Raw genomic sequence first — 26,739 nt, 5'->3', positions numbered from 1 at the left:
TGCGGTCCGGGGTTGGGACCGCATTTGCCAACGAGGAGGAATAAATGATCAAGAAGGTCGTCGCCGCTGTGGCTGCCACCGGCGGTCTCGTGCTCGCGAGTGCGGGCATGGCCGTCGCTGACTCCGGTGCCCAGGGTGCCGCCGTGGGGTCCCCCGGCGTGCTCTCGGGCAATGTCGTCCAGGCGCCCATCCACATTCCGGTGAATGTGTGCGGCAACACGGTCTCCGTGATCGGGCTGCTGAACCCCGCCTTCGGCAACACCTGCGTCAACGCGTGACGTTGCACCTCAACCCGTAAGGGTCTGGGCCCGGCGGCCCCGGAGTGCGCGCCATGCACTCCGGGGCCGCCGGGCTTCCATCCCCAGGCGTCGTGCCGGGGGTATCCGAAAGACAGGAACAAGCTATGAGACAGGTCATGCGCAAAGGCCTGATCACCGTGGCGGCGGCCGGCGGCGTACTCGCCATCGGCGCCGGCCACGCCCAGGCGGACTCGGGTGCCGGAGGAACAGCGGCGAACTCCCCGGGCGTGCTGTCCGGGAACAACGTCCAGGTCCCGGTGCACGTCCCGGTCAACGTCTGCGGCAACACCGTCAACGTGGTCGGCGTGCTGAACCCCGCCATGGGCAACGGCTGCGCGAACACGTCCGACGGCGGTCGCGGCCCGCACGGCACCGGCTCCCAGGGCGGCGGCTCGCACGGCGGCTCGCACAGCGGCAACGACCAGAGCGAAGGCCAGGGCGGCTCGCACGCCGGGGGCGGCAGCGGCAACTCACCCGGTGTGGGCTCCGGCAACCTCATCCAGGTGCCGATCGACGTCCCCGTGAACGTCTGCGGGAACAGCGTCGACATCGTCGGGGCGCTGAACCCCTCCTTCGGAAACGGCTGCGAGAACGCGGACACCCCCGCGCCGCCCGCCAAGGACAAGCCCGAGGAGCCGGGCACCCCCGAGCCCCCGACGGACCGCAACGTACCGCCGTCCCCGGACAGCCCGAACACCCCGGACACACAGGTCGGCAAACCGCCCGCCCCGGCCTCCGAGGGCACCGACGTGCTGGCCACGACCGGCGCCGACGGGCTCGGACCGGTGATCCCGGCCGCTGCGGCGCTGCTCCTCGCGGGCACCGTGATCTACCGCCGCACCCGCGCCGCCGCATAGGGGCGTGCGCCGGTACGGCCAGGTGTGCGTCCCGGTACGGGCGCGGGGCGGGCCCACCGAACGGCGGGAGGCCCGCCCCGTCGCCGTCACCAGGTGGCGCGTACCTGACGGATGATGCGTCGGCGCAGCCGCACTCTGCGGCTGCCGTCCCGATGCAGGCTCAGTCGGTCCATTTCCCAGTGCCCGTACTCGGCGTGGTCGGTCAGCAGGCGGGTCGCGTCGCTGCGGGACACCCCGCGCGGCACATACACGTCGACAAATTCGTATTCCGGCATCGCATCTATTGTGCGGGCAGAGGCCCGGTACGGATAGCGTCTGCTCTATGTCTGATGCTGCGCAGCCCACGGCTGCCGAGGTACGTGCCGCCGCCGAGGCGGTCAAGGTCGCGCTGGACCGTCACCTCGCGGCGGTCGAACGCCGCACGGGTGAGGACGACCCGGCGGTTTCCGAGGCGTTCAACGCCCTCGCCACCGCGGCGGAGGCCTACGACGAGCGGCTCTACGATCTCTACGACGAGGTCACTCCCTTCGAGATCCCTGGTACGGACGACTCCTTGCCGCCCTACACCGGCCCGGAGGAGCCGAACGCGCTCAGCGTGCTCATCCGCCGCGACTACGCGGTGGCGGAGCCGCGGAGACTGCTCGCTCAGGCACAGCGCATCGCCGATGTCGACGGGGACGCCGAGACCGTGGCGGTCGTCGGCGCCAGCGTGCACGCCGCCGTCGGCGTGCTCTTCGGCGAGTACGAACCGGACGAGATCGCGTCCCGGCACAAGGAGTTCGGCCTGGAGGAGGGCGACTCGACACTCTGGGTGTCCGCCTCCGACGACCTCCCCGAGCCCGGCGAATGGCTCAGCGCCCCCTTCGAACAGGCCGACCCGCAGCAGGTCGTCTGCCGCTTCGACGTCAGCTCGGTCTTCGACGAGGACGATTTCGACGGCGTCCGCGACAGAGACCTCGGTGACCTGGAGGAACAGGACGCCTGACCGCGTCGTACGACACCGCCGACGGCCCGCCCGCGAAATCCGCAGGCGGGCCGTCGGCCGTCCGGGTCATACCGAGGGCGTCAGCAGGCCCTCAAGGAGCGTACGGAGCCGTGTCGTCCGCTCGGTGGCCGGGACTCCCGCCACCGCCTGTGCGAGCGCCTGGTCGACGCCGTGGACCACGGACAGATGGCGCTCGCCCCGGCCGAAGGCCGTGTAGACCCAGGGCCGGTTCAACCCCCGCGCCGCGTCGCCGGGCAGGACCACGACGGCGGCCGGCCACCGCATGCCCGCCGCCTGGTGCGCGGTGAGCGCCCAGCCGTGCCGTACGACCGACTCGACCAGCTCCCTGGGCACCACGACGGGCACCCCGTCGCAGTCCAGCCGGAGCCCCTCCGCGTCCGCCGACACCACCGAGCCCGTCAGTGTCCGGCCCGGTGCGGGCACATACGCGACCCGGTCGTCCGGGTCGAAACCGCCGAACCGGCCGGGGCCGGGATTCAGCCGCTCCTTCAGCGCCGCGTTCAGGGCGCGGGTCCCCGCCGCGCCGCCGTGCCCCACCGTGATCACCTGGGTCTGCCCGGACGGCACGCCGAAGGCGCGCGGCACCGAGTCGGCGACGAGCTGCACCGTGCGGTGCACGGCCTCGCCCGCGTCGCGCACGGGCACGATCACGACCTCCTTGCCGGGCGCCTCCACCTGGTTCAGCTCACCGATACCGATACCCGACACCAGCTCGCCGAGGGGGCCGGGGTCGGGCGTGCGCGAGGCGATCTGCGGGCACACGCGGGCCGCCAGCAGATCCGCGAAGACCCGGCCGGCGCCCGCCGACCACAGCACTCCGGGGTCACCGCCGAGGACCAGCCGCGCGCCGTCGGGCAGCGACTCCACCAGCACCGCCGCCGTCTCCACGTCCAGTTGGGGCGCGTCCAGGACGACGAGGAGATCGAGGGCCAGCGCGCCGTCCGCGTCCCGCCCCGGCCCTTCCGCGCCGGACAGCAGCCCCGCGACGGTCACGGCGCCCGCCCCCAGCCGCCGCTTGCCGTTCTCGCTGTGCGCGGCTACGACCGGCCGCAGGCCGAGCGTGCGCACGGCCTCGGCGAGTGCGACCGGCTCGGCGCGCGCGGCCTCGCCTCCGGTGTGGACCACCAGACCGTGTCCGGCGACCGCGCGGATCAGCTCACCCGCCGAGGGCGACGGAGCCTGCGCCGCCGCCTCGTCCCACGACGCCTGCTGCGCGGTCTTCACCAGCCGCGCCAGACCGTCGGCCAGGCTCTCCTCGGCGAGGGCGTACCGGTCGAGACCGAGCAGGACGGGCACGGCCGGACCGTCGGCGGCACCCGCCCCGTCCGCCTCGCCTGCCTCGTTCTCGGTGTCCCCGTCGGCCTCCTCGACGCCGTCCTGGAAGACCAGCACGGCGCCCTCCGCGATGACCTGCCGCAGCGCCTCGTCCGGATCGGGCACGGACCGCTCCGACAGAGCGGCCCGCACTGCCGGGAACGTGAGCGCCGTGTGGCCCCGCGCGGCTGCGCCCTCCAGCAGCCAGCCGACGAGGGCTGCGGCCCGCCGCTCGTCACCGGGACCGCAGCCGTCACCGAGCAGCGCGCGGGCGAAACCGTCGGCCTGCTCGGGCCGGACACCGGGGACGGACAGCAGCAGCCACGGATCCCCGCGCAGGGCGTCACCGGCCTGCTCCCCGAGCGTGGCCGTGACCTGCGGGGCCAGCGCCCTCGGGGCGCCGCCCTCGGCGAGCACCGCCCCGACGGCCGCCACGGCCTCCGGCGCGGTCGCGGGCGCCGCGGGGGCGCCGCGCGTGGCCTCGGGAGCCTGGGGCCGGTTCTGGACCGGCACGGGCGCGGGGGGAGCGGCAGCGGGTGCCGCCGCACGGGCCGGGGCCGCCTGACCGCTCTCCATGGCCCGTACGGTGGCGAGCAGATCCGCCGCCTGCCCGCTCAGCTTGGCGCCCGCCGGGATGGGCCCCTCCTTCTCGGCCTTCCGCCGCGCGATCCGCTCCCGCAGCTCACGCTGCGCGGCGATCTCGGCCTCGGCTTCGGACGGTTGAGCCGCTTCCTTGCCCTCGGCGGGTGCGGCCCCGTCCGATGAGACGTCCGCGGCTTCGCCGTCCCCGAGCGCGTTCCCGTCCCTGCTGGACGCGGCCTCACCCCCGGCGGGCCCCGCGTCGTCCGCAGAGCCGTTCACCGCTGCACCGTCCCCGTCCGTCGCGGAAGGCGACTCGGCCTCCTCCGCGACTGCGGTGTCGCGGTCCTCGGCGGGGGATCCGGGGGTCGTCCCCCGGGTAGGCACAGTCACAGCGTGCTCCAGTCCTGATCGGGATAGCGGTGCACGGGCGCCGACACATCGTCGAGCGCCTGGCAGATCTCGTCGGGAAGCCTAAGGCTCTCCACTGACAACGCGGCCGTGAGCTGCTGCGCGTTGCGCGCCCCGACGATCGGGGCGACCACGCCCGGCCGGTCCCTCACCCACGCCAGCGCCACCTCCAGCGCCGTCGTCGCCAGCCCGTCCGCCGCCGTCACCACCGCGTCGACGACACGGCTCGCGGGCTCGTCGAGATACGGCTCCACGAACGGCGCCAACTGTTCCGACGCACCACGGGAGTCGGCGGGCGTGGAGTGCCGGTACTTGCCCGTCAGCACCCCCCGGCCGAGCGGCGACGAGGGCAGCAGCCCGACCCCCAGATCGATGGCGGCCGGCAACACCTCACGCTCCACGCCCCGTTGGAGCAGGGAGTACTCCATCTGCGTGCTGGCCAGCCGGGTCCGTACGCCGGGCGAGGCCAGCTGCCAGGTCGCCGCCTTGGCGAGCTGCCAGCCCGAGAAGTTCGACACCCCCGCGTATCGGGCCCGGCCACTGCTCACGGCTATGTCGAGCGCCTGAAGCGTCTCCTCCAACGGCGTCCCGGTGTCGAACGCGTGGATCTGCCAGAGGTCCACATGGTCCGTGCCCAGCCGCTCCAGCGAGGCGTCCAGGGCGGAGAGCAGATGACCGCGCGAGCCGTCGAAGCGTCGGTACGGATCCGGCACGCTGCCCGCCTTGGTGGCGATCACCAGATCCCGGCGCGGCACAAGTCTGTCCACGAGCTGCCCGAGCAGATACTCCGCCTCCCCGCCCCCGTACACGTCGGCGGTGTCGACAAGAGTGCCGCCCGCCGCCCAGAAAGCCTTCAACTGGTCGGCGGCGTCGTGCTCGTCGGTGTCCCGCCCCCAGGTCAGCGTGCCGAGTCCGATCCGGGACACTCGCAGGCCGGTACGGCCGAGATGCCTCTGCTCCATGACCGCTGAGATTACTGTCCGGGGCCGCACTCCAGTCGAGCCTGTGGACAACCCGCCCCCGGCGGACCCCCGATGCCGCCCCTGACGGATGCCCGCACCACGCGCTAGAGTCCCGGCACAGGGACGTTACTGATCAGTAAGGGAGTGGTTATGCGGCTCGGCATCAATCTCGGCTACTGGGGCGCCGGCATGGACAGCGACAACCTCGCCGTCGCCCAGGAGGCCGACCGGCTCGGCTACGACGTCTGCTGGGCCGCCGAGGCGTACGGGTCCGACGTTCCCACCGTGCTGAGCTGGGTCGCCGCCCAGACGGAGAGCATCGACATCGGCTCGGCGATCCTCCAGATCCCGGCCCGTCAGCCCGCCATGACCGCGATGACGGCCGCCACCCTGGACTCCCTCTCCGGCGGCCGGTTCCGACTCGGCCTCGGAGTCTCCGGACCGCAGGTCTCGGAGGGCTGGTACGGCGTCAAGTTCGACAAGCCGCTGGCCCGCACCCGCGAGTACGTCGAGATCGTCCGCCGCGCGATGTCCCGCGAGCGGCTTTCCTACGAAGGCGAGCACTGGACCCTGCCGCTGCCCGGCGGCCCCGGAAAGCCGCTCAAGCTCACCGTCCACCCCCAGCGCGAGCACATCCCCCTCTACATCGCCGCGATCGGCCCCAAGAACCTGGAACAGACCGGTGAGATCGCCGACGGCGCCCTGCTGATCTTCCCCTCGGCCGAACATCTTGAGGAGACCGCCCTCAAGCACCTGCGCGCGGGCAGGGAGAAGGCCGGGCTGACCATGGACGGATTCGACGTCTGCCCCACACTGCCGATCGCGCTGGGCGACGACATCGACGCGCTGGCGGACATGTTCCGCCCGTACACCGCCCTCTACGTGGGCGGAATGGGCAGCCGCAAGCAGAACTTCTACAACCAGCTGGCCCAGCGCATGGGGTACGAGCGCGCGGCGGCGGAGATCCAGGACAAGTACCTGGCCGGCGACAAGGAGGGGGCCGGGGCGGCCGTACCGCACCAGCTGATCGACTCGACCACGCTGCTGGGCTCCGTGGAGCGGATCGCCGACCGGATGAAGTCCTACGCGGCGGCCGGTGTCACGACGCTGACGCTGTCCCCGGCGGGCTTCACTCTGAACGAACGGCTCGCGGCCCTGCGCGCGGGCACCGAGGCCCTGGAACTGGCCGGTCTCGTCACCTGAGCGGCCCAGAAGTCCGCGGCCGTGGTGGGGGCTCGGGGGGTCTTCCCCGCCACGGCCGTCACGAAGGACAACGCCCCCGCTCCCACCCGGTTACGCCCGCCCGCATACGTACGGACGTGCGCCCGCGGTTCCTCCCATCGGCCGAGTCGGGACCGTCAGCTGTTGCCTGTTCCCTCATGTCGCATTTGACTCCCTTGTGCGGGTGTCTGCGGCGGACACCGGCATGGAGGTGGCATCCGAATGCTCTCGGCCCGAGGCCTGTTCGAGGAAATCCTCGACAACGACGAAACCTTCCGGCTCTTCTGCTCCATCGCTGCCAGCGGCGAGGCCCAGGGCGGCTGGGAGAACGGCCGTATCGCCGCGTTGGTGCCCGAAGGGATGCGGGATCTCGCACCCAAGATCACCCGGCACGGCGCCGACGAGGACAAACACGGCCGGATCTTCCACGCCCTCCTGAAGAGGCGCGGCCTGGACCCGGTCGACGTCCCGCCCGCCACCGACTACACGATGCTGCTGGAACAGCGCGGCATCGGCCTTCCGCACGAGAAGCTGCGCCGGAACACCCCGCTGACCGAGCAGGACATCGTCGTCTACCTCTCGCACAGCCGGGTGACCGAACAACGCGCCGCCGACCAGATGGACATGCTGCTGCGGCACTTCGGCGACCACCCGGTCGTCGGCAACGCCGTCAGGATCATCAGCGCCGACGAGGTGAACCATCTGGCGTACTGCCACGAGGAGTTGCTGCGTCTCGCCCGGCTGGGCCACGGCCGCACCATCCACCGGGTGCTCCAGGAGAGCGCGCGGACCGAGATCCAGATCTACCGGGACGTGAGCCTGTCCGTGATGGACCACATGGGCCGTATCCTCGGCTGGTCCCGCCCCAAGGCGGCGCTGCTGAGGGCCGGGATCCAGGGTCTGTACGCGATGGAGCGGGCGGGCGCCTGGCGGCGGATGGTCAGCCTCACCATGCCGGAGCGCCGCGACGCGCTCGGCGGTCCGGCGACCGCGGCCGCCTTCTGAGCGACCCTCGGCGGCCCCCGGACCGTACCGCCCTCAGAGCCAGCCGTTGCGCTTGAACAGCCGGTGCAGGAACGTCACGGCGCCCACCATCAGGAGCAGCGCGCCCGGATACCCCCACACCTGGCCCAGCTCGGGCATGTGCTGGAAGTTCATGCCCCAGATCCCCGCGAGCAGCGTCGGTACCGCGGCCATCGCCGCCCAGGCCGAGATCTTGCGCATGTCGTCGTTCTGCCGCACACCCATCTGCGCGAGATGGGCGGACAGGATGTCCGAGAGCAGCCGGTCGAGCCCTTCCACCTGCTCGTTGACACGCGTCAGATGGTCGTCCACGTCCCGGAAGAACGGCCTCGACCGCTCATGGACGAACGGCACCCCGTCGCGCGCGAGCCGTGAGATGGGCTCCGCCAGCGGCCCGGCCGCCCGGCGGAACTCCAGCACCTGCCGCTTGAAGGTGTAGATGCGCTCCGCCGCCGGCTGGTCGCCCGCCTCGCGGTTCCTGCCCGCGCCGCCCTCGGTCGGCGAGAAGACCTGCGTCTCCAGCTCCTCCAGGTCGCCCTGCAACTCGGCGCCGACATCGACGTAGTGGTCGACCACCGCGTCACTCACGGCATAGAGCACCGCCGTGGGGCCGTGCTTGAGCACCTGCGGCTCCGACTCCAGACGCATGCGTACGGCGTGCAGGGGCGCGCCCTCGCCATGCCGCACCGTCACCACGAACGAGTCGCCGACGAAGATCATCAGCTCCCCGCTGGAGACGGTGTCGTGCTCGGAGTCGTACACCAGCGGCTTGAGCACCATGAACAGGGAGTCGTCGTAGACCTCCAGCTTGGGCCGCTGATGTGCCTTGAGCGAGTCCTCGACGGCCAGCGGATGCATGCTGAACTCGCTGCTGACGAGGGCGAACTCCTGCTCCGTCGGCTCATGCAACCCGACCCAGAGGAAGGCGTCCCCGTGCGCCCGCGCCTCGGCGAGGGCGTCGGAGAGATCGGCGGGCCCGTCGGTACGGCGCCCGTCGCGGTAGATGGCACGGTCGACGATCACCCCGTCCATTCTTCCTGGTCTTCCCGGCACAGGCGCCTCGACGCACCTCTGCCGCACCCGCCCAGCGCCCTCCGGCCGCCCGCCCGCCGCCGTCCGGGTGGCCGCCGCCCCCTGCGGCACACCGTTTAGGCTGGCCGTCATGGCCACCCTGATCCTCGTACGGCACGGGCGCTCCACCGCCAACACCTCGGGCGTCCTCGCCGGCCGGACCCCCGGCGTCGCGCTCGACGAACAGGGCGTCGCTCAGGCCGCCGCCCTGCCTGCACGCCTGACGGGCCTCCCGCTGGCCGCCGTCGTCAGCAGCCCGCTCCAGCGCTGCCTGGAGACCGTCCGGCCGCTCGTCGAAGCCCGCCCCGGCATCGAGACGCACCACGAGGACCGGATCAGCGAGTGCGACTACGGCGACTGGTCCGGGCGCAAGCTCGCCGAACTCGCCGACGAGCCCCTGATGTCAGTCGTGCAGCAGCATCCCTCGGCCGCCGTGTTCCCCGGTGGCGAGTCGATGCGCGCCATGCAGGCGCGCGCCGTGGACGCCGTACGCGACTGGAACACCCGCGTCGAGGCCGAGCACGGCGAGGACGCCGTCTTCCTGATGTGCTCGCACGGCGACATCATCAAGTCCCTGGTCGCCGACGCGCTCGGCATGCATCTCGACCTCTTCCAGCGGATCCACGCCGACCCCTGCTCGGTCACCGTCATCAGATACACCCGGCTGCGCCCGTTCCTGATGCGGCTGGGGGAAACCGGCGACCTCGGTTCCCTGGCACCGCGTGGACACGGCGCGAGCGGAACGAAGGACGACAACGACGGGCAAGCCGTCGTGGGCGGCGGTACCGGCACCGGCGCGCCGTGATCGCCGCGCGCAGTAGGGTGGACGGGCCGTCCGTGCCACCCCGGAGGTTCGCTCTCCGGGCGCGCCGGCCCGCCCCATTCCGTCAATTCCCAAGGGAGACAGGACGTGTCCCGTCAGGTGTTCCTCTACGACCCGCCGGACCGTTTCGTGGCCGGTACGGTCGGGCTGCCTGGCCGCCGTACGTTCTTCCTCCAGGCATCCGCCTCGGGCCGCGTCACCAGCGTGGCCCTGGAGAAGACCCAGGTCGCCGCGCTCGCCGAGCGGATCGATGAGCTGCTGGACGAGGTCGTGCGCCGTACCGGCGGCAACGCACCGGTGCCCGCCGTGGCACCGACCGACGTCGCCGACTCCGCACCGCTCGACGCGCCCGTCGAGGAGGAGTTCCGCGTCGGCACCATGGCCCTGGCCTGGGACGGCGACGAACAGCGCATGATCGTCGAGGCCCAGGCCCTGGTCGAACTCGACGCGGACACCGACGAAGACCTCGCCGACGCCGAGGAACGGCTGCTCCAGGACGAGGAGAACGGCCCGCCGATGCTCCGCGTCCGGCTCTCCGGCGCCCAGGCGAGGGCCTTCGCCAAACGAGCCCTGGACGTGGTCAACGCAGGCCGCCCGCCGTGCCCGCTGTGCAGTCTGCCGCTCGACCCGGAGGGACACGTATGCCCGCGCCAGAACGGATACCGCCGCGACGCATGAGCGTGACAGCGGTCGATCTGATCACCAAGGGCGAGCTGACCGTGCGCGGCCGGATCCGCGAGGCCTCCAACGCCGTTCTGTACTGCACCGTTTCGTACGAGGGCGAGGAGGCCTCCTGCGTCTACAAGCCCGTCGCCGGGGAGCAGCCCCTGTGGGACTTCCCCGACGGCACCCTCGCCCAGCGCGAGGTGGCCGCGTACGAGATCTCCGAGGTGACCGGCTGGGGTCTGGTGCCGCCCACCGTGCTGCGCGACGGTCCGTACGGCGAAGGCATGTGCCAGCTGTGGATCGAGGCCGACGAGAGCGACACGGCGCCCCAACTCCTCGCCCTGGTCGAGGAGGAGGAGCCGGCCGACGGCTGGAAGGCGATCGGCTTCGCCGACGTCGGCGAGGGCCGCACCGCGCTGCTCGTGCACGCCGACGACCCACGGCTGCGGCGGCTGGCCGTCCTCGACGCGGTCATCAACAACGGTGACCGCAAGGGCGGCCATCTGCTGCCCGGGTCCGGGGGGCGGCTGTACGCGATCGACCACGGCGTCACCTTCAACGTGGACGACAAACTCCGCACCCTGCTGTGGGGCTGGGCGGGGGAGCCGCTGCCCGCCGAGGCCGTGACCGTCCTGGACCGGCTGGCCGGCGAGCTGGCCGAAGGCACCCCGCTCACCACCCGGTTGGCCGAACTGATCACACCTGCCGAGACCGACGCCGTACGGTCCCGTGTCCAGGAACTGCGCCGTACGGGATCCCATCCGAAGCCGTCCGGGCAGTGGCCCGCGATCCCCTGGCCGCCGGTCTGAGGCGTACGGCCGTGGAACACGTCCGCGGCCACCATGCATCGACGCGCCGATCCCGCAAGAGCGCCGAATCGGTCAACAGTCCTGGTCCGGTTCGTATCCGGATGCCACGTCCGGCTACGCTCGTGACATGCATGCCTGGCCCGCTTCCGACGTCCCCGCCCTGCCTGGCAAGGGCCGCGACCTCCGGATTCACGACACAGCGACCGGTGGTCCCGTCACCGTCGCCCCCGGTCCCGTCGCCCGTATCTATGTCTGCGGCATCACGCCGTACGACGCGACGCACATCGGGCACGCGGCGACCTACAACGCGTTCGATCTCGTGCAGCGCGTCTGGCTCGACACCAAGCGGCAGATCCAGTACGTCCAGAACGTCACCGACATCGACGACCCGCTCCTGGAGCGCGCGACCCGCGACGGCGAGGACTGGACCGGGCTCGCCGAGCGTGAGACCGCCCTCTTCCGGGAGGACATGACGGCGCTGCGGATGCTGCCGCCCCAGCACTACATCGGCGCGGTCGAGGCGATACCGGGCATCGTGCCGCTCGTGGAGCGGCTGTGCGAGATCGGCGCCGCCTACGTCCTGGAGGGCGACGTCTACTTCTCCGTCGAGGCCGATCCGCACTTCGGTGAGGTCTCCGGGCTCGACGCCGAGGCGATGCGGCTGCTCTCCGCCGAGCGCGGTGGCGACCCCGAGCGACCCGGCAAGAAGAATCCGCTCGACCCGATGCTCTGGCTGGCCGCCCGTGAGGGCGAGCCGAGCTGGGACGGCGGCAGCCTCGGCCTCGGCCGGCCCGGCTGGCACATCGAGTGTGTGGCCATTGCCCTCGACTGTCTGGGCATGGGCTTCGACGTGCAGGGCGGCGGCAGCGATCTGGCCTTCCCGCACCACGAGATGGGCGCCTCGCACGCGCAGGCGCTCACTGGCGAGTACCCGTTCGCCAAGGCGTACGTGCACGCCGGGATGGTCGCACTCGACGGCGCGAAGATGTCCAAGTCCAAGGGCAATCTGGTCTTCGTCTCGACCCTGCGCCGCGCGGGCGTCGACCCGGCCGCGATCCGGCTCTCGCTGCTCGCCCACCACTACCGCGCCGACTGGGAGTGGACCGACCAGGTGCTCGAAACCGCGGTGGCGCGGCTGGAGCGCTGGCGGGCCGCCGTGTCCCGGCCCGACGGTCCTTCCGCCGAGGCACTGGTGGAGGAGGTCCGCGAGGCCCTGTCGAACGATCTGGACGCCCCGGCGGCGCTGGCCGCCGTGGACCGCTGGGCCGCCCTTCAGGAGACCGCGGGCGGTACGGACGAGGGGGCACCCGGGGTGGTGTCCCGGACGGTCGACGCACTGCTGGGCGTCGCGCTCTAGTTGACCTCTGAAATGCCGGACGGGCCGCACACGCGGCCCGTCCGGCATTTCGCGGCAGCCTTCAGGGCTGCGCCCCGCGTTCAGTCGTCCGAGGAATCCTCGTCGTCCCCGGTGCTGTCCGGACCCGGCTCCCGGTCCGGCCCCGCGCTCGGCGGTGACCCGGTCCCCGGCTCCCGGTCCGGCCCCGGTCGCGGGGCCCGAGGCGGTCTGCCGCGCCCCGGCCCCGAGCCCGGACCCGACGTGTCGCGCAGATACGTCCCCGGCCCCTCGCCGCTCTCCGTGGCGTGCCCGCCGGGCGACTGACCGGGACCGCCGTCCCGCCGGCGCAGATACCGCTCGAACTCCCGCGCGATGGCCTCGCCCGACGCCTCCGGCAGCTCCGCGGTGTCCCGCGCCTCCTCCAGCGACTGGACGTACTCCGCCACCTCGCTGTCCTCGGCGGCCAGTTGGTCCACCCCGAGCTGCCATGCCCGCGCGTCCTCGGCCAGTTCGCCCAGCGGGATCCGCAGCCCGATCAGATCCTCCAGCCGGTTCAGCAGGGCCAGCGTCGCCTTCGGGTTGGGCGGCTGCGAGACGTAGTGCGGTACGGCGGCCCACAGGCTCACCGCGGGCACCCCCGCGTGCGTGCACGCCTCCTGGAGGATGCCGACGATGCCGGTCGGCCCCTCGTACCGCGTCTCCTCCAGGTCCATCGTCCGTGCCAGGTCCGCGTCCGAGGTCACGCCGCTCACCGGGACCGGACGGGTGTGCGGGGTGTCGCCGAGCAGCGCGCCCAGGATCACCACCATCTCCACGCCCAGTTCATGGGCGAAGCCCAGGATCTCGTTGCAGAAGGAGCGCCAGCGCATGGACGGTTCGATGCCGCGGACCAGGACCAGGTCACGGGGTTTCTCCCCGCCGACCCGCACCACGGAGAGCCGGGTCGTGGGCCAGACGATCTTCCGTACGCCGCCGTCCAGCCAGACCGTGGGCCGGTTGACCTGGAAGTCGTAGTAGTCCTCGGCGTCCAGCGCCGCGAACACCTCGCCCTTCCACTCCCTGTCCAGATGTCCGACCGCCGTGGAAGCGGCGTCGCCGGCGTCGTTCCAGCCCTCGAACGCGGCCACCATGACCGGGTCGATCAGCTCGGGTACCCCCTCGAGCTCGATCACCCAGGCCTCCTTCCGAAGTGTTCTCTGAACGTACGGACCAACCTTACGACTTCTCAGCTCTCCGCCCGCAGCCCCTGCGCACGCGTGGGTGAACTTCCGCGTCGCTGGGCAGGGCTGGGGTGCCGATCCAAGAAGAAGCGAAATTCATCCGAGCTGTGACCGTAATTTTCGTTCCACCCCTGGACGTTTACCCGTCAACGGCGCTATACATCGGATGACCGAAGAGGTCCGATGTTCTTCTCAGGGGGCGTGCAGTGAGTCAGACCGTCACAGAGTTCGGGGTACACGACATCCGCTTCCCCACCTCGGAACAGCTCGACGGCTCGGACGCCATGAACCCCGACCCCGACTACTCCGCCGCCTACGTGGTGCTGCGCACCGACGACGGCGCCGAGGGGCACGGCTTCTGCTTCACCATCGGCCGGGGCAACGACGTACTCGCGGCCGCCATCGAGGCCCTGCGCCCGTACGTCGTCGGGCACCCCGCGCCACGTACCGCCGCCGATCTCGCCGAGCTCCACATCGCGCTCACCCACGACTCCCAACTGCGCTGGCTCGGCCCGGAGAAGGGCGTCATGCACATGGCCGCGGGCGCCGTCATCAACGCGGCCTGGGACCTCGCGGCCAAGGCCGCGGGCCTGCCCGTCTGGGAGTTCCTGGCCGGCATGACACCCGAGGAACTGGTCTCCCTCGTCGACTTCCGCCATCTCACCGACGCCCTCACCCCGGCCGAGGCGCTGGACATCCTGCGCGCCGCCGAGCCCGGCCGCGCCGAACGCACCGCCCGGCTGCGCGCCGAGGGCTACCCCGCGTACACCACCTCGCCCGGCTGGCTCGGCTACTCCGACACCAAACTCGTCCACCTCGCCGAACAGGCCGTCGCCGACGGCTTCGAGCAGATCAAGCTCAAGGTCGGCGGCGATCTGGAGGACGACGTACGGCGGATGAAACTGGCCCGCGCGGCGGTCGGCCCCGGCATCCGGATCGCCGTCGACGCCAACCAGCGCTGGGACGTGCCCGACGCGATCCGCTGGATGACCGCGCTCGCCCCGCACGAGCCGCACTGGATCGAGGAGCCCACCAGCCCCGACGACATCCTCGGCCACGCCGCCGTCCGGGCCGGCCAGCCGGTCAAGGTCGCCACCGGCGAACACGTCGCCAACCGCGTCGTGTTCAAGCAACTGCTCCAGGCCGAGGCCGTCGACTTCGTCCAGATCGACGCGGCACGCGTCGCCGGCGTCAACGAGAACCTGGCGATCCTGCTCCTCGCCGCCAAGTACGGCAAACCGGTCTGCCCGCACGCGGGCGGAGTCGGCCTGTGCGAACTGGTCCAACATCTCGCGATGTTCGACTACGTTGCCGTCTCGGGCACCTGGGAGGACCGCGTGATCGAGTACGTCGACCACCTCCACGAGCACTTCACCGACCCGGCGTTGATCGACTCCGGCCGCTACGTCGCGCCCAGCGCACCCGGCTTCTCCGCGCGGATGCGCCCGGAGTCGATCGCCGCCCACCGCTATCCCGAAGGGCCCGTCTGGCAGGCCCGCCGCACCACCGAGGAGGCCCACTCATGACCGCGGCTCAGGACACAGGGGACTTCGCGGGCCTGGGCGCCCTCGTCACCGGCGGCGCCTCCGGCATCGGCGCGGCCGTCGCGACCCTGCTGCTCGCGCGCGGCGCGCGCGTCGCCGTACTCGACCGCGACATCACCTCGGCCCCCGCGGGCACCCTGGCGCTCAAGGCCGACGTGAGTGACGACGCCGCCGTCCGCACGGCGGTCGACGCGGCGGCGGCCGAGTTCGGCGCCCTCCACACCGTCGTCTCCAACGCCGGGATCGGCGCCATCGGCACCGTCACCGACAACGACGACGCCGAATGGCTGCGGGTCCTCGACATCAACGTCCTCGGCATGGTCCGTACCGCCCGCCACGCCCTGCCCCATCTGCGCCGCGCCTCCACCGACCGGCCCGGCGCCGTCTCCATCACCCACACCTGCTCCATCGCCGCCACGGCCGGACTGCCGCAACGCGCCCTGTACAGCGCCAGCAAGGGCGCGGTGCTCTCACTCACCCTCGCGATGGCCGCCGACCACGTACGCGAAGGCATCCGCGTCAACTGCGTCAACCCCGGCACCGCGGACACCCCCTGGGTCGGCCGCCTGCTCGACGAGGCACCCGACCCGGCGGCCGAACGCGCCGCCCTCGAAGCGCGCCAGCCCTCGGGACGGCTGGTCGGCGCCGACGAGGTCGCCGCGGCGGTCGCCTACCTCGCCAGCCCCGCCGCGGCTGCCGTCACGGGCACGGCACTCGCGGTCGACGGCGGAATGCAGGGCCTGCGCCTGCGCCCCGCCACGCCCTGAGTTTGAGCCTGAGCCGACACACACCCAAGGACGGACACACCATGCTGCGACACCCTGTGGGGCGATCCCCACGCACCGCACCGCGCACGAGCGCCGCGGCCTGCGCCGCGCTGCTCGCCGTCACGGCCCTCGCGGGCTGCAACCGTGACTCGGGGAGCGGGGACGCCGAAGGCGGCGGCAAGGTCGGCATCGACCTGCCGCGCAGTGACAGCGACTTCTGGAACTCCTACCAGCAGTACATCGAGTCCGGCGTCAAGGACGAGAAGGTCGACGCGCTGTCGCTGACCAACTCGCAGAACGACATCGGCAAACTCGTCTCCAACGTCCAGGCCTTCACCGACCAGGGCGCCAAGGCCGTGGTCATGGCCCCGCAGGACACCGGAGCGATCGCCGAGACGCTGGCCACCCTCAACGAGAAGAAGATCCCCGTCGTCAGCGTCGACACCCGCCCCGACAAGGGCGACGTCTACATGGTCGTACGGGCCGACAACCGCGCGTACGGCCAGAAGGCCTGCGAATACCTCGGCGAACAACTGGGCGGCAAGGGCAAGGTCGCCGAGTTCCAGGGTGACCTCTCCTCCATCAACGGCCGTGACCGCTCGGAGGCGTTCAAGAGCTGCATGGACGAGAAGTACCCGGACATCCAGGTGTTCGAGCTGGCCACCGAGTGGAAGGGCGAAGTGGCGTCCGCCAAGCTCCAGTCCACACTCGCCGCGCATCCGGACCTGAACGGCATCTACATGCAGGCGGGCGGTGTGTTCCTCCAGCCCACGCTCGCCCTGCTGGAGCAGAAGAAGCTCCTCAAGCCGCCGGGGGAGAAGGGCCACATCACGATCATCTCCAACGACGGCATCCCGGAGGAGCTGGACGCCATCCGGGCGGGCAAGATCGACGCCACGATCTCGCAGCCGGCCGATCTGTACGCCAAGTACGCGCTGTACTACGCGAAGGAGGCGCTGGCCGGGAAGACCCCGAAGGAGGGTCCGACCGACCACGACTCCAACATCATCAAGATTCCCAACGGTTACGAGGACCAGCTTCCCGCGCCCCTGGTGACCAAGGAGAACGTGGACGACAAGGCGCTGTGGGCCAACCAGCTGGAGAAGAAGAGCTAGCCATGCCTCACGACCAGGCACCTGCGGTCGGCGTGCCGGCGCCCGCCGTCCACGCGGCGGGCATCGTCAAGCGCTTCGGTCCCACCGTGGCGCTCGACGGTGTCCGGCTGACCGTCGCGCCCGGCGAGTCCCACGCACTCGTCGGGCGCAACGGCGCCGGCAAGTCCACCCTCGTACACGTTCTCACCGGACTCCACGAGGCCGACGCGGGCGAGGTCAGCTTCGGAGGCGAACCGGCGCCCGCCTTCGGCGACATCTCGGCCTGGCAGTCCAAGGTCGCCTGCGTCTACCAGAAGTCGATGGTCGTGCCCGACCTGACCGTCGCCGAGAACCTGTTCCTCAACAACTACGGCCTGGACAAAGGCCGTTCCGGAGCCGGCGGCCGGTTCATCAGCTGGCGCCGGCTCCGGACCCGCGCCGAGGAACTGCTCGCCGAGTACGGCGTCAGCGTCGACCCGAACGCACGCGCCAAGGATCTCGCCGTCGAGCAGCGGCAGTTCGTGGAGATCGCACGCGCCCTGTCGTTCGGCGCCCGGCTCATCATCCTGGACGAGCCCACGGCCCAGCTCGACGCCCGCGGCATCGACAGCCTCTTCGAGAAGCTCCGCGACCTCCAGAGCCAGGGGGTGGCGTTCCTCTTCATCTCGCACCACCTCCAGGAGGTGTACGAGCTGTGCACCACCGTCACCGTCTACCGCGACGCCCGCCATGTCCTGACCGCGCCGGTCGCCGACCTGGCCAAGGCGGACCTGGTGACGGCCATGACGGGCGACGCGGCGAGCTCGACGGCGGCCTGGCACGCCGCGCACGCGGTGGCGCCGGACCGGGCGGTCGAGCCCATACTCACCACCGAAGGGCTCGCCCTGGAGGGCGAGTTCGAACCCCTCGACCTCGAAGTGCGCCCCGGCGAGGTCCTCGGCGTCGCCGGGGCGGCAGCCAGCGGCAACACCGCGCTCGGCGAGACCCTGGCCGGTATGCGCAAGGCCACGGCGGGCCGGATCGCGGTACGCGACCGGACGGTGAAGCCGGGCAGCGTGCCGCACTCGCTGGACGCCGGGATCGGTTACATCCCCGAGGACCGGCACCTCCAGGGGCTCGTACTGAACCGCAGCGTCGCCGAGAACGCCACACTCACGGTCGCCGACCAGCTCGGCCCGTGGGGGACCGTACTGCCCTCCCGTACACGGGAGTTCGCCCGGTCCATGATCGCCTCGCTGGACATCAAGACCACCGGCCCCGAGCAGCCCGTCTCGGGTCTGTCGGGCGGCAACCAGCAGAAAGTCGTCGTCGCCAGGGCGCTGGCCCGCGCACCCAGTGTGCTGGTGGCCCTGCGCCCCACGGCGGGCGTCGACGTCAAGTCGAAGGACTCGCTGCTCGGCGTCGTGCGCCGGGTGGCCGACGAAGGAAACGCGGCCGTGATCATCTCGGACGAGCTGGATGATCTACGGGTCTGCGACCGCGTACTGGCCCTGTTCCACGGGCGAGTGGTGGCAACGTTCGGGAGCGGGTGGACCGACCGGGAACTGGTCGCCGCCATGGAAGGTGTGGGGGAGAGCCGATGACCGAGACGATACGACCGCCGGTGCTGGACAAGGAGCGTGACGACGACCACCCGCTGAGCCGGCTGAAGCTCATCAGGTGGAGCGACTTCTCGCTCGTGCCGGTGATCCTGGTGCTGATGGTGATCGGCTTCATCGTCTCGCCGGTCTTCCTCACCTCCAACAACCTGATCAGCGTCGTCCAGCAGTCGTCCGAGCTGAGCCTGCTGGTGCTCGGCCAGGCACTGATCCTGATCTGCGGCCGGATGGACCTGTCGCTGGAGTCGACCATCGGCATCGCGCCGGTCATCGCCATGTGGATGGTGCTGCCGTCCGAGGGCGGCCGGTTCGCCGGGCTCGGCATACTGCCCGTCTGGTCGGCCATCCCTGCCTGTCTGCTGGTCGGCCTGATCGTCGGGGTGATCAACGGCTTCCTGATCCTGAAGCTGCGGGTCAACGGATTCATCGCGACCCTCGGCATGCTCACGATGCTGCGCGGCCTCCAGATCGGCATCACCGAGGGCAAGTCGATCACCGATGTCCCCGAGTCCTTCCGCTACCTCGGCAAGACCGACTGGCTGGGGGCGCCCGCCGCCGTCTGGATCTGTCTGGCGCTCTTCGCCGTCGGCGGCGCGTCGCTCGCCTGGCTGCGGCACGGGCGCGCGCTGTACGCCATCGGCGGCAACCCGGAGGCGGCGCGCGCCGCCGGTGTCCGGGTGGACCGGATCACCTGGATCGTGCTCGCCATCGGCGGTGTTCTCGCGGCCTTCGCCGGCATCCTCTACACCGGCCACTACGGCTCCGTCGCCGCCACCCAGGGCAACGGCTGGATCTTTCAGGTCTTCGCCGCCGCCGTGATCGGCGGCATCAGTCTCAAGGGCGGGCGCGGCACGCTGTTCGGCGCGCTGACCGGTGTGCTGACACTGCAACTGGTGGTGAACGTGATGACGCTGGGAGGGGTGCCCGCGCTCTGGAACCAGTTCCTGAACGGCGCGATCATCATCGTCGCGCTGGTCATCTCCCGGTTCGCCAGCGGCGAGAAGCAGGACTGACGGACCACGGGCGGACACGGCCTGCCGGGGACGGAACCTTCTCCCGGCGGGCCGTGTGTCCGTACCGATGAGCACGCCTCCGTCCCCCGCCCCCTCGGTCAGAGCGTCGAACGCAGCCACTGCTCCACACTGGCGACATGCACCGTCGCCCACGACCTGGCCGCCTCCGCGTCCCGGTCCCGCAGCGCGGCCAGGATCGCGCGGTGCTCGTGCAGGGTCCGGCTGACCGCGTCCTCCTGGGTCAGCCCGCGCCACACCCGGGCCCGCGTGGTCGGCCCTGACAGCCCGTCAAGCAGCGAGCAGAGGACCGAGTTGCCCGAGGCCTGCACGATGCCGCGGTGGAACTCCAGGTCGGACGCGACCAGCTCCTCCACCGAGGGGTCCGCCCCGAGCGCGTCCAACTGCTCGCTCAGCACGTCCAGTTCGGCGTCCTTGATCCGGGAGGCGGCCATCGCCGTCGCGGCCGGCTCCAGGATCCGCCGTACCGCCAGGAACTCCAGCACCGTGTCGTCGCGGTGGAAGTCGACCACGAAACTCAGGGCTTCGAGCAGCAGTTGAGGATCGAGGCTGGTGACGTACGTGCCGTCACCCTGCCGTACGTCGAGAATGCGGATCAGCGACAGGGCGCGTACCGCCTCGCGCAGCGAGTTGCGCGACAGGCCCAGCTCGGCGGCGAGCTCGCTCTCCTTGGGAAGGCGGTCCCCCGGGCGCAGCGCGCCCGAGACGATCATTCCCTTGATCTTCTCGATGGCCTCGTCGGTGACAGCCATGGGGCGACCTCCATACATCCGATGTATCGGCCTCCATTATGCGTCCCCGCGCGCGCTCGGCGCCCCGTTCCCCCGGAGTTCTCCGGGAACGCCGGCGCCGGGGACGCTGTCCGCGACCCCGGCGCTGTTTCGGAACTCGTTTCGACGCGTGAAACGTCAGCCGTGGTTCTGGCTGAGCAGGTCCTCGACCCGCGCCCGGATCGCGTCCGTGGCGAGCCCCCGGATCGTCAGCGTCGTACGGCGCCGCAGCACGTCGTCCGCCGTCTCCGCCCACTCGTGGTCGCGGGCGTACACGACCTGCGCCCAGATCTCCGGCGCGTCCGGGTGGATACGCTCACCCAGCTCGGGCCGTTCGTACGCCAGGCGCGCGATGTCGAACGCCAACGACCCGTAGTGCCGGGCGAGATGGTGTGCGGTGTCGCGCGCCATGCCGTCGCCGTGCGCACCGCCGTCGATCAGCAGCCGGTGCGTCACCGCCTGCGGATTGGCGATACCGGGCAGCGGCAGCATCTTCGGCAGCCGCGACGTGGGCTCGATGTCCGAGCCGAGCGGACGGCCCGGCAGCGTCTCCAGCTTGTCCAGCACCGTACGGCCGATATGCCGGAAGGTCGTCCACTTGCCGCCCGCCACCGACAGCATCCCGCCGCTGCCCTCGGTCACGACCGTCTCGCGCTTGGCGGTGGACGTGTCACCGGGACCGCCGGGCAGCACCCGCAGACCCGCGAACGAGTACGTGATCAGGTCACGCGACAGCTGCTGGTCCCGTACCGACAGCGACGCCTCGTCCAGGATCTGGTGGATGTCCGCGTCGGTGACCGCCACCTCCGCGGGATCACCCTCGTACACCTCGTCCGTGGTGCCCAGCAGCAGCATGTCCTCCCAGGGGAGGGCGAAGGTGATGCGGTACTTGTCGATCGGCGTCGCGAGCGCCGCGTTCCACGGGGCGGTGCGCTTGAGGACGAGGTGCGCGCCCTTGGAGAGCCGGATGGAGGGCTCGGACCTCGGGTCCTCCATCCTCCGCAGATGATCGACCCAGGGGCCGGTGGCGTTCAGTACGAGCCGGGCGTCGACCCCGAACTCCGCACCGTCGATACCGTCCCTGAGGTCGGCGCCCGTCACCCGCCCGCCGGTGAACCGGAGTCCCGTCACCTCGGCGTGGTTGAGGACGGCCGCGCCCGACTCGACGGCGGCGCGGACCGTCATGACGGCCATCCGCGCGTCGTTCATCTGGTCGTCGCCGTACACGGCCACGGCCCGCAGATTGTCCGTCCGCAGCTCGGGCACCGCGCGCCGCGCCTTCGCCGGGCTCAGCAGATGCCCGACGCCGTCGCCGAAGGCGGACAGCGCCGAGTACGCGAAGACACCGGCGCCCAGCTTGGCCGCGCTGTGCGGTCCGTTCTTGTAGACGGGCAGATAGAAGGTCAGCGGGTTCGCCAGATGCGGCGCCACCCGGCGGGAGACCGCGCGGCGCTCGTTGTGGTTCTCCGCGACCAGCCTCACCTCACCGGTCTGCAAGTAGCGCAGACCGCCGTGGAGCAGCTTGGAGGAGGCGGAGGAGGTGGCGCCCGCGAAGTCGCCACCGTCCACCAGGGCCACCCGCAGTCCCGACTGGGAGGCGTGCCAGGCGGTGGAGATGCCCAGGATGCCGCCACCGATGACCAGCAGGTCGTAGGTGGCACGGGACAACTGCTCCCGAGTCTCCGCACGGCTCGGGAGAGAGCCGCCGGCCGGATGTGTCCCCAGGGCGGGACCGCTGTGAAGGGTGGTCATGGTCTTTCCTCCTTCGGACGAACAGGCCCGGTCAGGTCTCGTCGTCTTCGTCCACCCAGGCCTTGGTGCGCTCCACGGCCTTGAGCCACTTCTTGTACTCGCGGTCGCGCTCCGCCGGGTCCATGTCCGGCGTCCACTCCGCGGCCCGGCGCCAGTTGGCCCGCAGCGCTTCGGTGTCCGGCCAGAAGCCGACCGCGAGCCCTGCGGCGTACGCGGCGCCCAGACAGGTCGTCTCGGCGACCATCGGGCGTACGACGGGTGCGTCGAGGACGTTGGACAGCGTCTGCATCAGCAGGTTGTTGGCGGTCATACCGCCGTCGACCTTGAGGGACGTCAGCTCCACCTTGGAGTCCTTGGTCATCGCGTCGCTGATCTCACGGGTCTGCCAGGCCGTGGCCTCCAGCACCGCGCGGGCGATGTGCGCCTTGGTGACATAGCTGGTGAGACCGGCGATCACACCGCGGGCGGCCGAGTCCCAGTGGGGTGCGAAGAGCCCGGAGAAGGCCGGGACGAAGTACGCGCCGCCGTTGTCCTCCACGGAGGAGGCCAGCGTCTCGATCTCGGGCGCGGAGTTGATCAGGCCCAGCTGGTCGCGCATCCACTGCACCAGCGCGCCGGTGACCGCGATGGCGCCCTCCAGCGCGTACACGGCCGGCTCGTCCCCGATGCGGTAACCGACCGTCGTCAGCAGCCCGTTGTAGGAGTTGACCGGCTTGTGGGCGGTGTTCATCAGCATGAACGTGCCAGTGCCGTACGTCGACTTGGCCTCACCCTCGGCGAAGCAGCACTGGCCGAACAGGGCCGCCTGCTGGTCACCGAGAGCCGAGGCGACCGGAATCCCGTTCAGCGGGCCGCCCTTGGCCGTTCCGTACACCTCGGAGGAGGAGCGGATCTTCGGGAGCATCGCCATCGGGACACCGATGGAGTTGCAGATCTTCGGGTCCCACTCCAGCGTGTCGAGCCGCATCAGCATCGTGCGGGAGGCGTTGGTGACGTCGGTGACGTGGACGCCGCCGTCGACGCCGCCGGTCAGATTCCAGATCACCCAGGTGTCCATGGTGCCGAAGAGGATCTCGCCGTTCTCGGCGCGCTCGCGCAGACCCTCGACGTTGTCCAGCAGCCAGCGGGCCTTGGGTCCGGCGAAGTAGGTCGCCAGCGGCAGTCCGGTGTCCCGGCGGAACCGGTCCTGGCCCACGTTGCGGCCCAGCTCCTTCACGAGCGAGCTGGTGCGGGTGTCCTGCCAGACGATGGCGTTGTGGACGGGCTCACCGGTCTTCTTGTCCCAGAGCATGGTGGTCTCGCGCTGGTTGGTGATCCCGATCGCCAGGACGTCGGCCTTGGTGATGCCGGCCTTGTCGATGGCGTTCGCCACGACTTCCTGGACGTTGGTCCAGATCTCCTTGGCGTCGTGCTCGACCCAGCCCGGCTTCGGGAAGATCTGCTGGTGCTCCTTCTGGTCGACGGCGACGATGCGCCCGTCGACGTCGAAGACGATGCAGCGGCTGGACGTCGTGCCCTGGTCGATGGCCGCGATGAACGGTCCCGTTCCGTGGGAGGAAGTCCCGGTGCTCTGTGCGTCACTCACGGTGTCAACTCCTGCTCGTGCGGAGGGCGGGGGAAAGGCGGGGGCCTACTTGAAGGCCCAGTTGTAGAGACCGGCCGCGGCGGCGCCGCCGATGAGCGGAGCGACGACCGGGATCCAGGCGTACGTCCAGTCGGAGCCGCCCTTGTTGGGCAGCGGCAGGAGCGCGTGGACGATACGGGGGCCGAGGTCGCGGGCCGGATTGATCGCGTAGCCCGTGGGCCCGCCGAGCGAGAGACCGATGCCCACCACGACCAGCGAGGTGATCAGCACACCCAGGACACCGAGGCCGTTGCCCTCGTCGTTCAGTCCCTGCGTGAGGATCGCGATCACCAGGACGAAGGTGGCGATGATCTCGGTGAGCACGTTCTGCGCGGTGTGCCGGATCTCCGGCCCCGTCGAGAAGACGCCGAGCACCGGACCGGCCTGGGGCGCGGTCTTCTGGTCGACCATCCCCTCGGTCATCGGCTGCGCGGCGAGAATCTCCGGGTCGGTCAGATGGGCCTTGAACTGGCCCATGTACGTCACCCAGACCAGGAAGGCGCCGATCATGGCGCCGAGCATCTCGCCGGCTATGTAGAGCGGTACGTCGCCCCATTCCGTCCCGCCGGATATCGCCAGACCGAGGGTGACCGCCGGGTTCAGATGGGCGCCCGAGACGCCAGAAGCGAGATACGCGCCGGTGAGGACGGCGAATCCCCACCCGAAGCTGATGGCGACCCAGCCCGCGTCGTGCGATTTCGAGCGCTTGAGCACGACGCCCGCGACCACGCCGCCGCCGAGCAGGATCAGGAGAGCGGTACCTACGGTCTCGCCTATGAAGATGTCGAAGTGTGACACCCAAGACTCCTTCGTCCAGGGGAAGGCGGACCAGCGGCTCGCACCGATGGTCCGAGCCCTCAGGTGAGGGCGTTGCCGGCCTCTGGCCTTGTCGTGCACACATGTTGACCCGTCGATCAATGTTCGACAATGCCGACCGCTGAACGGCAGTGTCATCCTGGGGTGAAGGAGTCGTCAAGGGTCCCGTCGCCGGAACCTTGTTCTTCTCAGATCATCGGCCATGCGACTCAAAACCGCCCGGCGCCGACATCCCTGGACACCGAACGCGCACATTCGCGCACCGCCGTGATCAGCTCCGAACGAATCCCGCCGTCCTCGCACAGCCGTTCCACCGCACCCGTGAGAGCTATGGCCCCGACCGGCATCCGGCGCCTGTCATGGATCGGCGCCGCCACCGCGGCCACCCCCTCCCAGGTCTCCTCCACATCCGTCGCCCACCCCCGCGACCTGGTCAGTTCGAGAATCGCCTCGAATTGCTCCAGATCGGTGACGGTGCGCGCGGTCAGCCGCTCGCGGGTGCCTCTGACCGCCTCACCACGGGCCACCGGGTCGTACGCCGCCAGCACCTTCCCCAGGGCCGTGGAGTGCAGCGGCTGCATCGCACCCACCTCCAGGACCTGCCGGCTGTCGTCGGGCCGGAAGACGTGGTGCACGATCAGTACGCCCTCCAGATGCAGCACCCCCACATGCACGCTCTCGCCGCTGGACCGCGCCAGGTCGTCCGTCCACACCAGCGCGCGGGACCGCAGCTCATGGACGTCCAGATAGCTGTTGCCGAGCCGCAGAAGCTCAGCCCCCAGCTGATAGCGGCCGGAGGCGGCGTCCTGCTCCACGAAGCCCTCCTCCTGGAGGGTGCGCAGGATGCCGTGCGCCGTGCCCTTGGCCAGCCCGAGCGAGGAGGAGATGTCGGACAGACCGAGCCTGCGCTCGCCGCCCGCGAGGAGCCTCAGCACCGCCGCCGCGCGCTGGAGCGACTGGATACTCTTCGCCATCGGCCGGACCTCCGTTACGCAGTCGTTCGACAATGCTGAACATTATCGGCCCATGCCGACCCGCCGTTACGGACAAATGGATTCCTCCCCGCCGCCGGAGGGGCCACAGGAGTCCGCCCCGTGGAACGGAACGCCGCGCGGCGCCGGGCACCGCTACCCTGGCCGGGTGCCCCTTCCACCGGAAGGGGCAAAGCCGACAGCCGTCGCATCTCCGGGAGTATTCACATGGCCCCGTCCTCCAGCATTTCCGCCGACAGCCGGACCCGAATCGAAGCGCTTCGCGAGGCGCTGGCCACCCGTGTGGTGGTGGCGGACGGGGCGATGGGCACGATGCTCCAGGCGCAGGATCCGACGATGGCGGACTTCCAGGACCTGGAGGGCTGCAACGAGATCCTGAATGTGACGCGTCCGGACATTGTGCGTTCGGTGCATGAGGAGTACTTCGCGGTCGGGGTCGACTGTGTGGAGACCAACACCTTCGGCGCGAACTTCGCGGCACTCGCCGAGTACGACATCCCCGAACGGGTCTTCGAACTCTCCGAAGCCGGTGTGCGCATCGCGCGTGAGGTCGCCGACGAGTTCACGGTGTCGACGGGGCAGCAGCGGTGGGTGCTCGGCTCGATGGGACCGGGCACGAAGCTGCCCACGCTGGGGCATGTCGATTACGTGACGCTGCGCGACGCCTATCAGCGCAACGCCGAGGGCATGATCGCCGGCGGTGCGGACGCGCTGATGGTGGAGACGACGCAGGACCTGCTCCAGACGAAGGCCGCGATCCTCGGAGCCCGACGGGCGCTGGACGCCACCGGGACGCGGCTGCCGGTGATCTGCTCGGTGACCGTCGAGACGACGGGGACGATGCTGCTGGGGTCGGAGATCGGTGCGGCGCTGACGGCGCTGGAGCCGCTGGGCATCGACATGATCGGTCTGAACTGCGCCACGGGCCCGGCGGAGATGAGCGAGCATCTGCGCTATCTGGCCCAGCACTCCCGTATCCCCCTCTCCTGCATGCCGAACGCCGGACTGCCCGTCCTGGGCAAGGACGGGGCGCACTATCCGCTGACCGCGGGGGAGCTCGCGGACGCGCAGGAGCAGTTTGTCCGTGAGTACGGGTTGTCGTTGGTGGGGGGGTGTTGCGGTACGACTCCGGAGCATCTGCGTCGGGTGGTGGA

At 70.8% G+C, this 26,739-nt stretch carries 25 protein-coding genes; 15 read left to right on the top strand and 10 right to left on the bottom strand.

The window, feature by feature from the left end; translation table 11 throughout:
• Positions 1 to 44 precede the first annotated feature (44 nt).
• Both chpH and ACIBLA_RS13185 read left to right on the top strand, forming a co-directional pair.
• Positions 45 to 278 carry a chaplin ChpH gene (gene chpH / locus ACIBLA_RS13190; protein WP_363240953.1) on the top strand — a complete coding sequence of 78 codons (234 nt, stop codon included), beginning with the start codon at positions 45 to 47 and terminating at the stop codon, positions 276 to 278.
• Between the two features lie 125 nt (positions 279 to 403).
• The gene (locus ACIBLA_RS13185; protein ID WP_399198582.1) at positions 404 to 1,156 is read left to right on the top strand and encodes a chaplin; all 753 of its coding nucleotides are present in this window, start codon (positions 404 to 406) and stop codon (positions 1,154 to 1,156) included.
• A gap of 86 nt (positions 1,157 to 1,242) precedes the next feature.
• Here the strand turns inward: ACIBLA_RS13185 and ACIBLA_RS13180 are convergent, their stop codons facing one another.
• Positions 1,243 to 1,431: a DUF5703 family protein gene (locus ACIBLA_RS13180; RefSeq protein ID WP_023542774.1), complete on the bottom strand. Its 189-nt coding sequence runs from the start codon at positions 1,429 to 1,431 to the stop codon at positions 1,243 to 1,245.
• Positions 1,432 to 1,478: 47 nt separating this feature from the next.
• Between ACIBLA_RS13180 and ACIBLA_RS13175 the strand changes: the two genes are divergently transcribed.
• Positions 1,479 to 2,141: a hypothetical protein gene (locus ACIBLA_RS13175; RefSeq protein WP_399198581.1), complete on the top strand. Its 663-nt coding sequence runs from the start codon at positions 1,479 to 1,481 to the stop codon at positions 2,139 to 2,141.
• A gap of 66 nt (positions 2,142 to 2,207) precedes the next feature.
• Here ACIBLA_RS13175 and ACIBLA_RS13170 read toward each other — a convergent pair whose 3' ends face one another.
• Together ACIBLA_RS13170 and ACIBLA_RS13165 are read right to left on the bottom strand one after the other, a co-directional pair.
• On the bottom strand, positions 2,208 to 4,448 hold the full coding sequence (locus ACIBLA_RS13170) for a helix-hairpin-helix domain-containing protein (RefSeq protein ID WP_399198580.1): 2,241 nt from the start codon (positions 4,446 to 4,448) through the stop codon (positions 2,208 to 2,210).
• Positions 4,445 to 5,428 (bottom strand): aldo/keto reductase, encoded by a 984-nt coding sequence (locus ACIBLA_RS13165; protein WP_363240957.1) that lies wholly within the window; start codon positions 5,426 to 5,428, stop codon positions 4,445 to 4,447. Before ACIBLA_RS13165 ends, ACIBLA_RS13170 begins: the two co-directional genes overlap by 4 nt.
• A 150-nt stretch (positions 5,429 to 5,578) precedes the next feature.
• On the opposite strand from ACIBLA_RS13165, the gene ACIBLA_RS13160 reads away from it, so the two are divergent.
• The gene (locus tag ACIBLA_RS13160; protein ID WP_399198579.1) at positions 5,579 to 6,631 is read left to right on the top strand and encodes an LLM class F420-dependent oxidoreductase; all 1,053 of its coding nucleotides are present in this window, start codon (positions 5,579 to 5,581) and stop codon (positions 6,629 to 6,631) included.
• Positions 6,632 to 6,871: 240 nt separating this feature from the next.
• Positions 6,872 to 7,654, top strand: a complete 783-nt coding sequence (locus ACIBLA_RS13155; RefSeq protein ID WP_363240959.1) for a ferritin-like domain-containing protein — start codon at positions 6,872 to 6,874, stop codon at positions 7,652 to 7,654.
• Positions 7,655 to 7,687: 33 nt separating this feature from the next.
• Here ACIBLA_RS13155 and ACIBLA_RS13150 read toward each other — a convergent pair whose 3' ends face one another.
• Positions 7,688 to 8,704, bottom strand: a complete 1,017-nt coding sequence (locus tag ACIBLA_RS13150; RefSeq protein WP_363240985.1) for a magnesium and cobalt transport protein CorA — start codon at positions 8,702 to 8,704, stop codon at positions 7,688 to 7,690.
• Between the two features lie 130 nt (positions 8,705 to 8,834).
• Here ACIBLA_RS13150 and ACIBLA_RS13145 point away from each other — a divergent pair, with 130 nt between their 5' ends.
• The 4 genes from ACIBLA_RS13145 to mshC all read left to right on the top strand — a co-directional run bounded on the left by ACIBLA_RS13145 (position 8,835) and on the right by mshC (position 12,398).
• Positions 8,835 to 9,548: a histidine phosphatase family protein gene (locus ACIBLA_RS13145; RefSeq protein WP_363240960.1), complete on the top strand. Its 714-nt coding sequence runs from the start codon at positions 8,835 to 8,837 to the stop codon at positions 9,546 to 9,548.
• Between the two features lie 105 nt (positions 9,549 to 9,653).
• Positions 9,654 to 10,244 (top strand): DUF3090 domain-containing protein, encoded by a 591-nt coding sequence (locus ACIBLA_RS13140; protein WP_363240961.1) that lies wholly within the window; start codon positions 9,654 to 9,656, stop codon positions 10,242 to 10,244.
• Positions 10,208 to 11,041 (top strand): SCO1664 family protein, encoded by an 834-nt coding sequence (locus ACIBLA_RS13135; protein ID WP_399198578.1) that lies wholly within the window; start codon positions 10,208 to 10,210, stop codon positions 11,039 to 11,041. Before ACIBLA_RS13140 ends, ACIBLA_RS13135 begins: the two co-directional genes overlap by 37 nt.
• A gap of 127 nt (positions 11,042 to 11,168) precedes the next feature.
• Positions 11,169 to 12,398 (top strand): cysteine--1-D-myo-inosityl 2-amino-2-deoxy-alpha-D-glucopyranoside ligase, encoded by a 1,230-nt coding sequence (gene mshC / locus ACIBLA_RS13130; protein ID WP_363240964.1) that lies wholly within the window; start codon positions 11,169 to 11,171, stop codon positions 12,396 to 12,398.
• Between the two features lie 80 nt (positions 12,399 to 12,478).
• Here the strand turns inward: mshC and ACIBLA_RS13125 are convergent, their stop codons facing one another.
• Positions 12,479 to 13,549 (bottom strand): PAC2 family protein, encoded by a 1,071-nt coding sequence (locus tag ACIBLA_RS13125; RefSeq protein ID WP_399198577.1) that lies wholly within the window; start codon positions 13,547 to 13,549, stop codon positions 12,479 to 12,481.
• 254 nt (positions 13,550 to 13,803) lie between these two features.
• Here ACIBLA_RS13125 and ACIBLA_RS13120 point away from each other — a divergent pair, with 254 nt between their 5' ends.
• From ACIBLA_RS13120 to ACIBLA_RS13100, 5 genes are read left to right on the top strand one after another with little or no spacing between them, the layout of a single operon-like run.
• Positions 13,804 to 15,123 (top strand): enolase C-terminal domain-like protein, encoded by a 1,320-nt coding sequence (locus ACIBLA_RS13120; RefSeq protein WP_363240966.1) that lies wholly within the window; start codon positions 13,804 to 13,806, stop codon positions 15,121 to 15,123.
• Positions 15,120 to 15,908 (top strand): SDR family NAD(P)-dependent oxidoreductase, encoded by a 789-nt coding sequence (locus ACIBLA_RS13115; RefSeq protein ID WP_399198576.1) that lies wholly within the window; start codon positions 15,120 to 15,122, stop codon positions 15,906 to 15,908. Before ACIBLA_RS13120 ends, ACIBLA_RS13115 begins: the two co-directional genes overlap by 4 nt.
• A gap of 41 nt (positions 15,909 to 15,949) precedes the next feature.
• Positions 15,950 to 17,023 carry a sugar ABC transporter substrate-binding protein gene (locus ACIBLA_RS13110; RefSeq protein WP_399198575.1) on the top strand — a complete coding sequence of 358 codons (1,074 nt, stop codon included), beginning with the start codon at positions 15,950 to 15,952 and terminating at the stop codon, positions 17,021 to 17,023.
• Between the two features lie 2 nt (positions 17,024 to 17,025).
• A complete protein-coding gene (locus ACIBLA_RS13105; RefSeq protein WP_399198574.1) occupies positions 17,026 to 18,585 on the top strand; it encodes a sugar ABC transporter ATP-binding protein in 1,560 nt (519 codons plus the stop codon).
• Entirely contained in the window at positions 18,582 to 19,613 is a 1,032-nt protein-coding gene (locus ACIBLA_RS13100) for an ABC transporter permease (protein ID WP_363240970.1), read from the top strand. Before ACIBLA_RS13105 ends, ACIBLA_RS13100 begins: the two co-directional genes overlap by 4 nt.
• A 98-nt stretch (positions 19,614 to 19,711) precedes the next feature.
• On the opposite strand, the gene ACIBLA_RS13095 is transcribed toward ACIBLA_RS13100, so the two are convergent.
• From ACIBLA_RS13095 to ACIBLA_RS13075, 5 genes are all read right to left on the bottom strand, one after another.
• A complete protein-coding gene (locus ACIBLA_RS13095) occupies positions 19,712 to 20,383 on the bottom strand; it encodes a FadR/GntR family transcriptional regulator (protein ID WP_363240971.1) in 672 nt (223 codons plus the stop codon).
• 156 nt (positions 20,384 to 20,539) lie between these two features.
• A complete protein-coding gene (locus ACIBLA_RS13090) occupies positions 20,540 to 22,153 on the bottom strand; it encodes an FAD-dependent oxidoreductase (protein ID WP_399198572.1) in 1,614 nt (537 codons plus the stop codon).
• A gap of 31 nt (positions 22,154 to 22,184) precedes the next feature.
• Positions 22,185 to 23,738, bottom strand: coding sequence for a glycerol kinase GlpK (gene glpK, locus ACIBLA_RS13085; RefSeq protein WP_363240973.1), 1,554 nt, complete (start codon positions 23,736 to 23,738; stop codon positions 22,185 to 22,187).
• 45 nt (positions 23,739 to 23,783) lie between these two features.
• Positions 23,784 to 24,575 (bottom strand): MIP/aquaporin family protein, encoded by a 792-nt coding sequence (locus ACIBLA_RS13080; protein WP_399198570.1) that lies wholly within the window; start codon positions 24,573 to 24,575, stop codon positions 23,784 to 23,786.
• 227 nt (positions 24,576 to 24,802) lie between these two features.
• Positions 24,803 to 25,567, bottom strand: a complete 765-nt coding sequence (locus ACIBLA_RS13075; RefSeq protein WP_399198569.1) for an IclR family transcriptional regulator — start codon at positions 25,565 to 25,567, stop codon at positions 24,803 to 24,805.
• Positions 25,568 to 25,792: 225 nt separating this feature from the next.
• On the opposite strand from ACIBLA_RS13075, the gene ACIBLA_RS13070 reads away from it, so the two are divergent.
• A partial coding sequence (locus tag ACIBLA_RS13070) for a homocysteine S-methyltransferase family protein (protein WP_399198568.1) occupies positions 25,793 to 26,739 on the top strand: 947 nt, incomplete at its 3' end.

The sequence above is a fragment of the Streptomyces sp. NPDC050433 genome (assembly GCF_044458565.1).
In the GTDB taxonomy this organism is placed as follows: domain Bacteria; phylum Actinomycetota; class Actinomycetes; order Streptomycetales; family Streptomycetaceae; genus Streptomyces.
The sequence above is the reverse complement of the archived record's forward strand: the minus strand, read 5'-3'. Positions and strand labels throughout refer to the sequence as shown.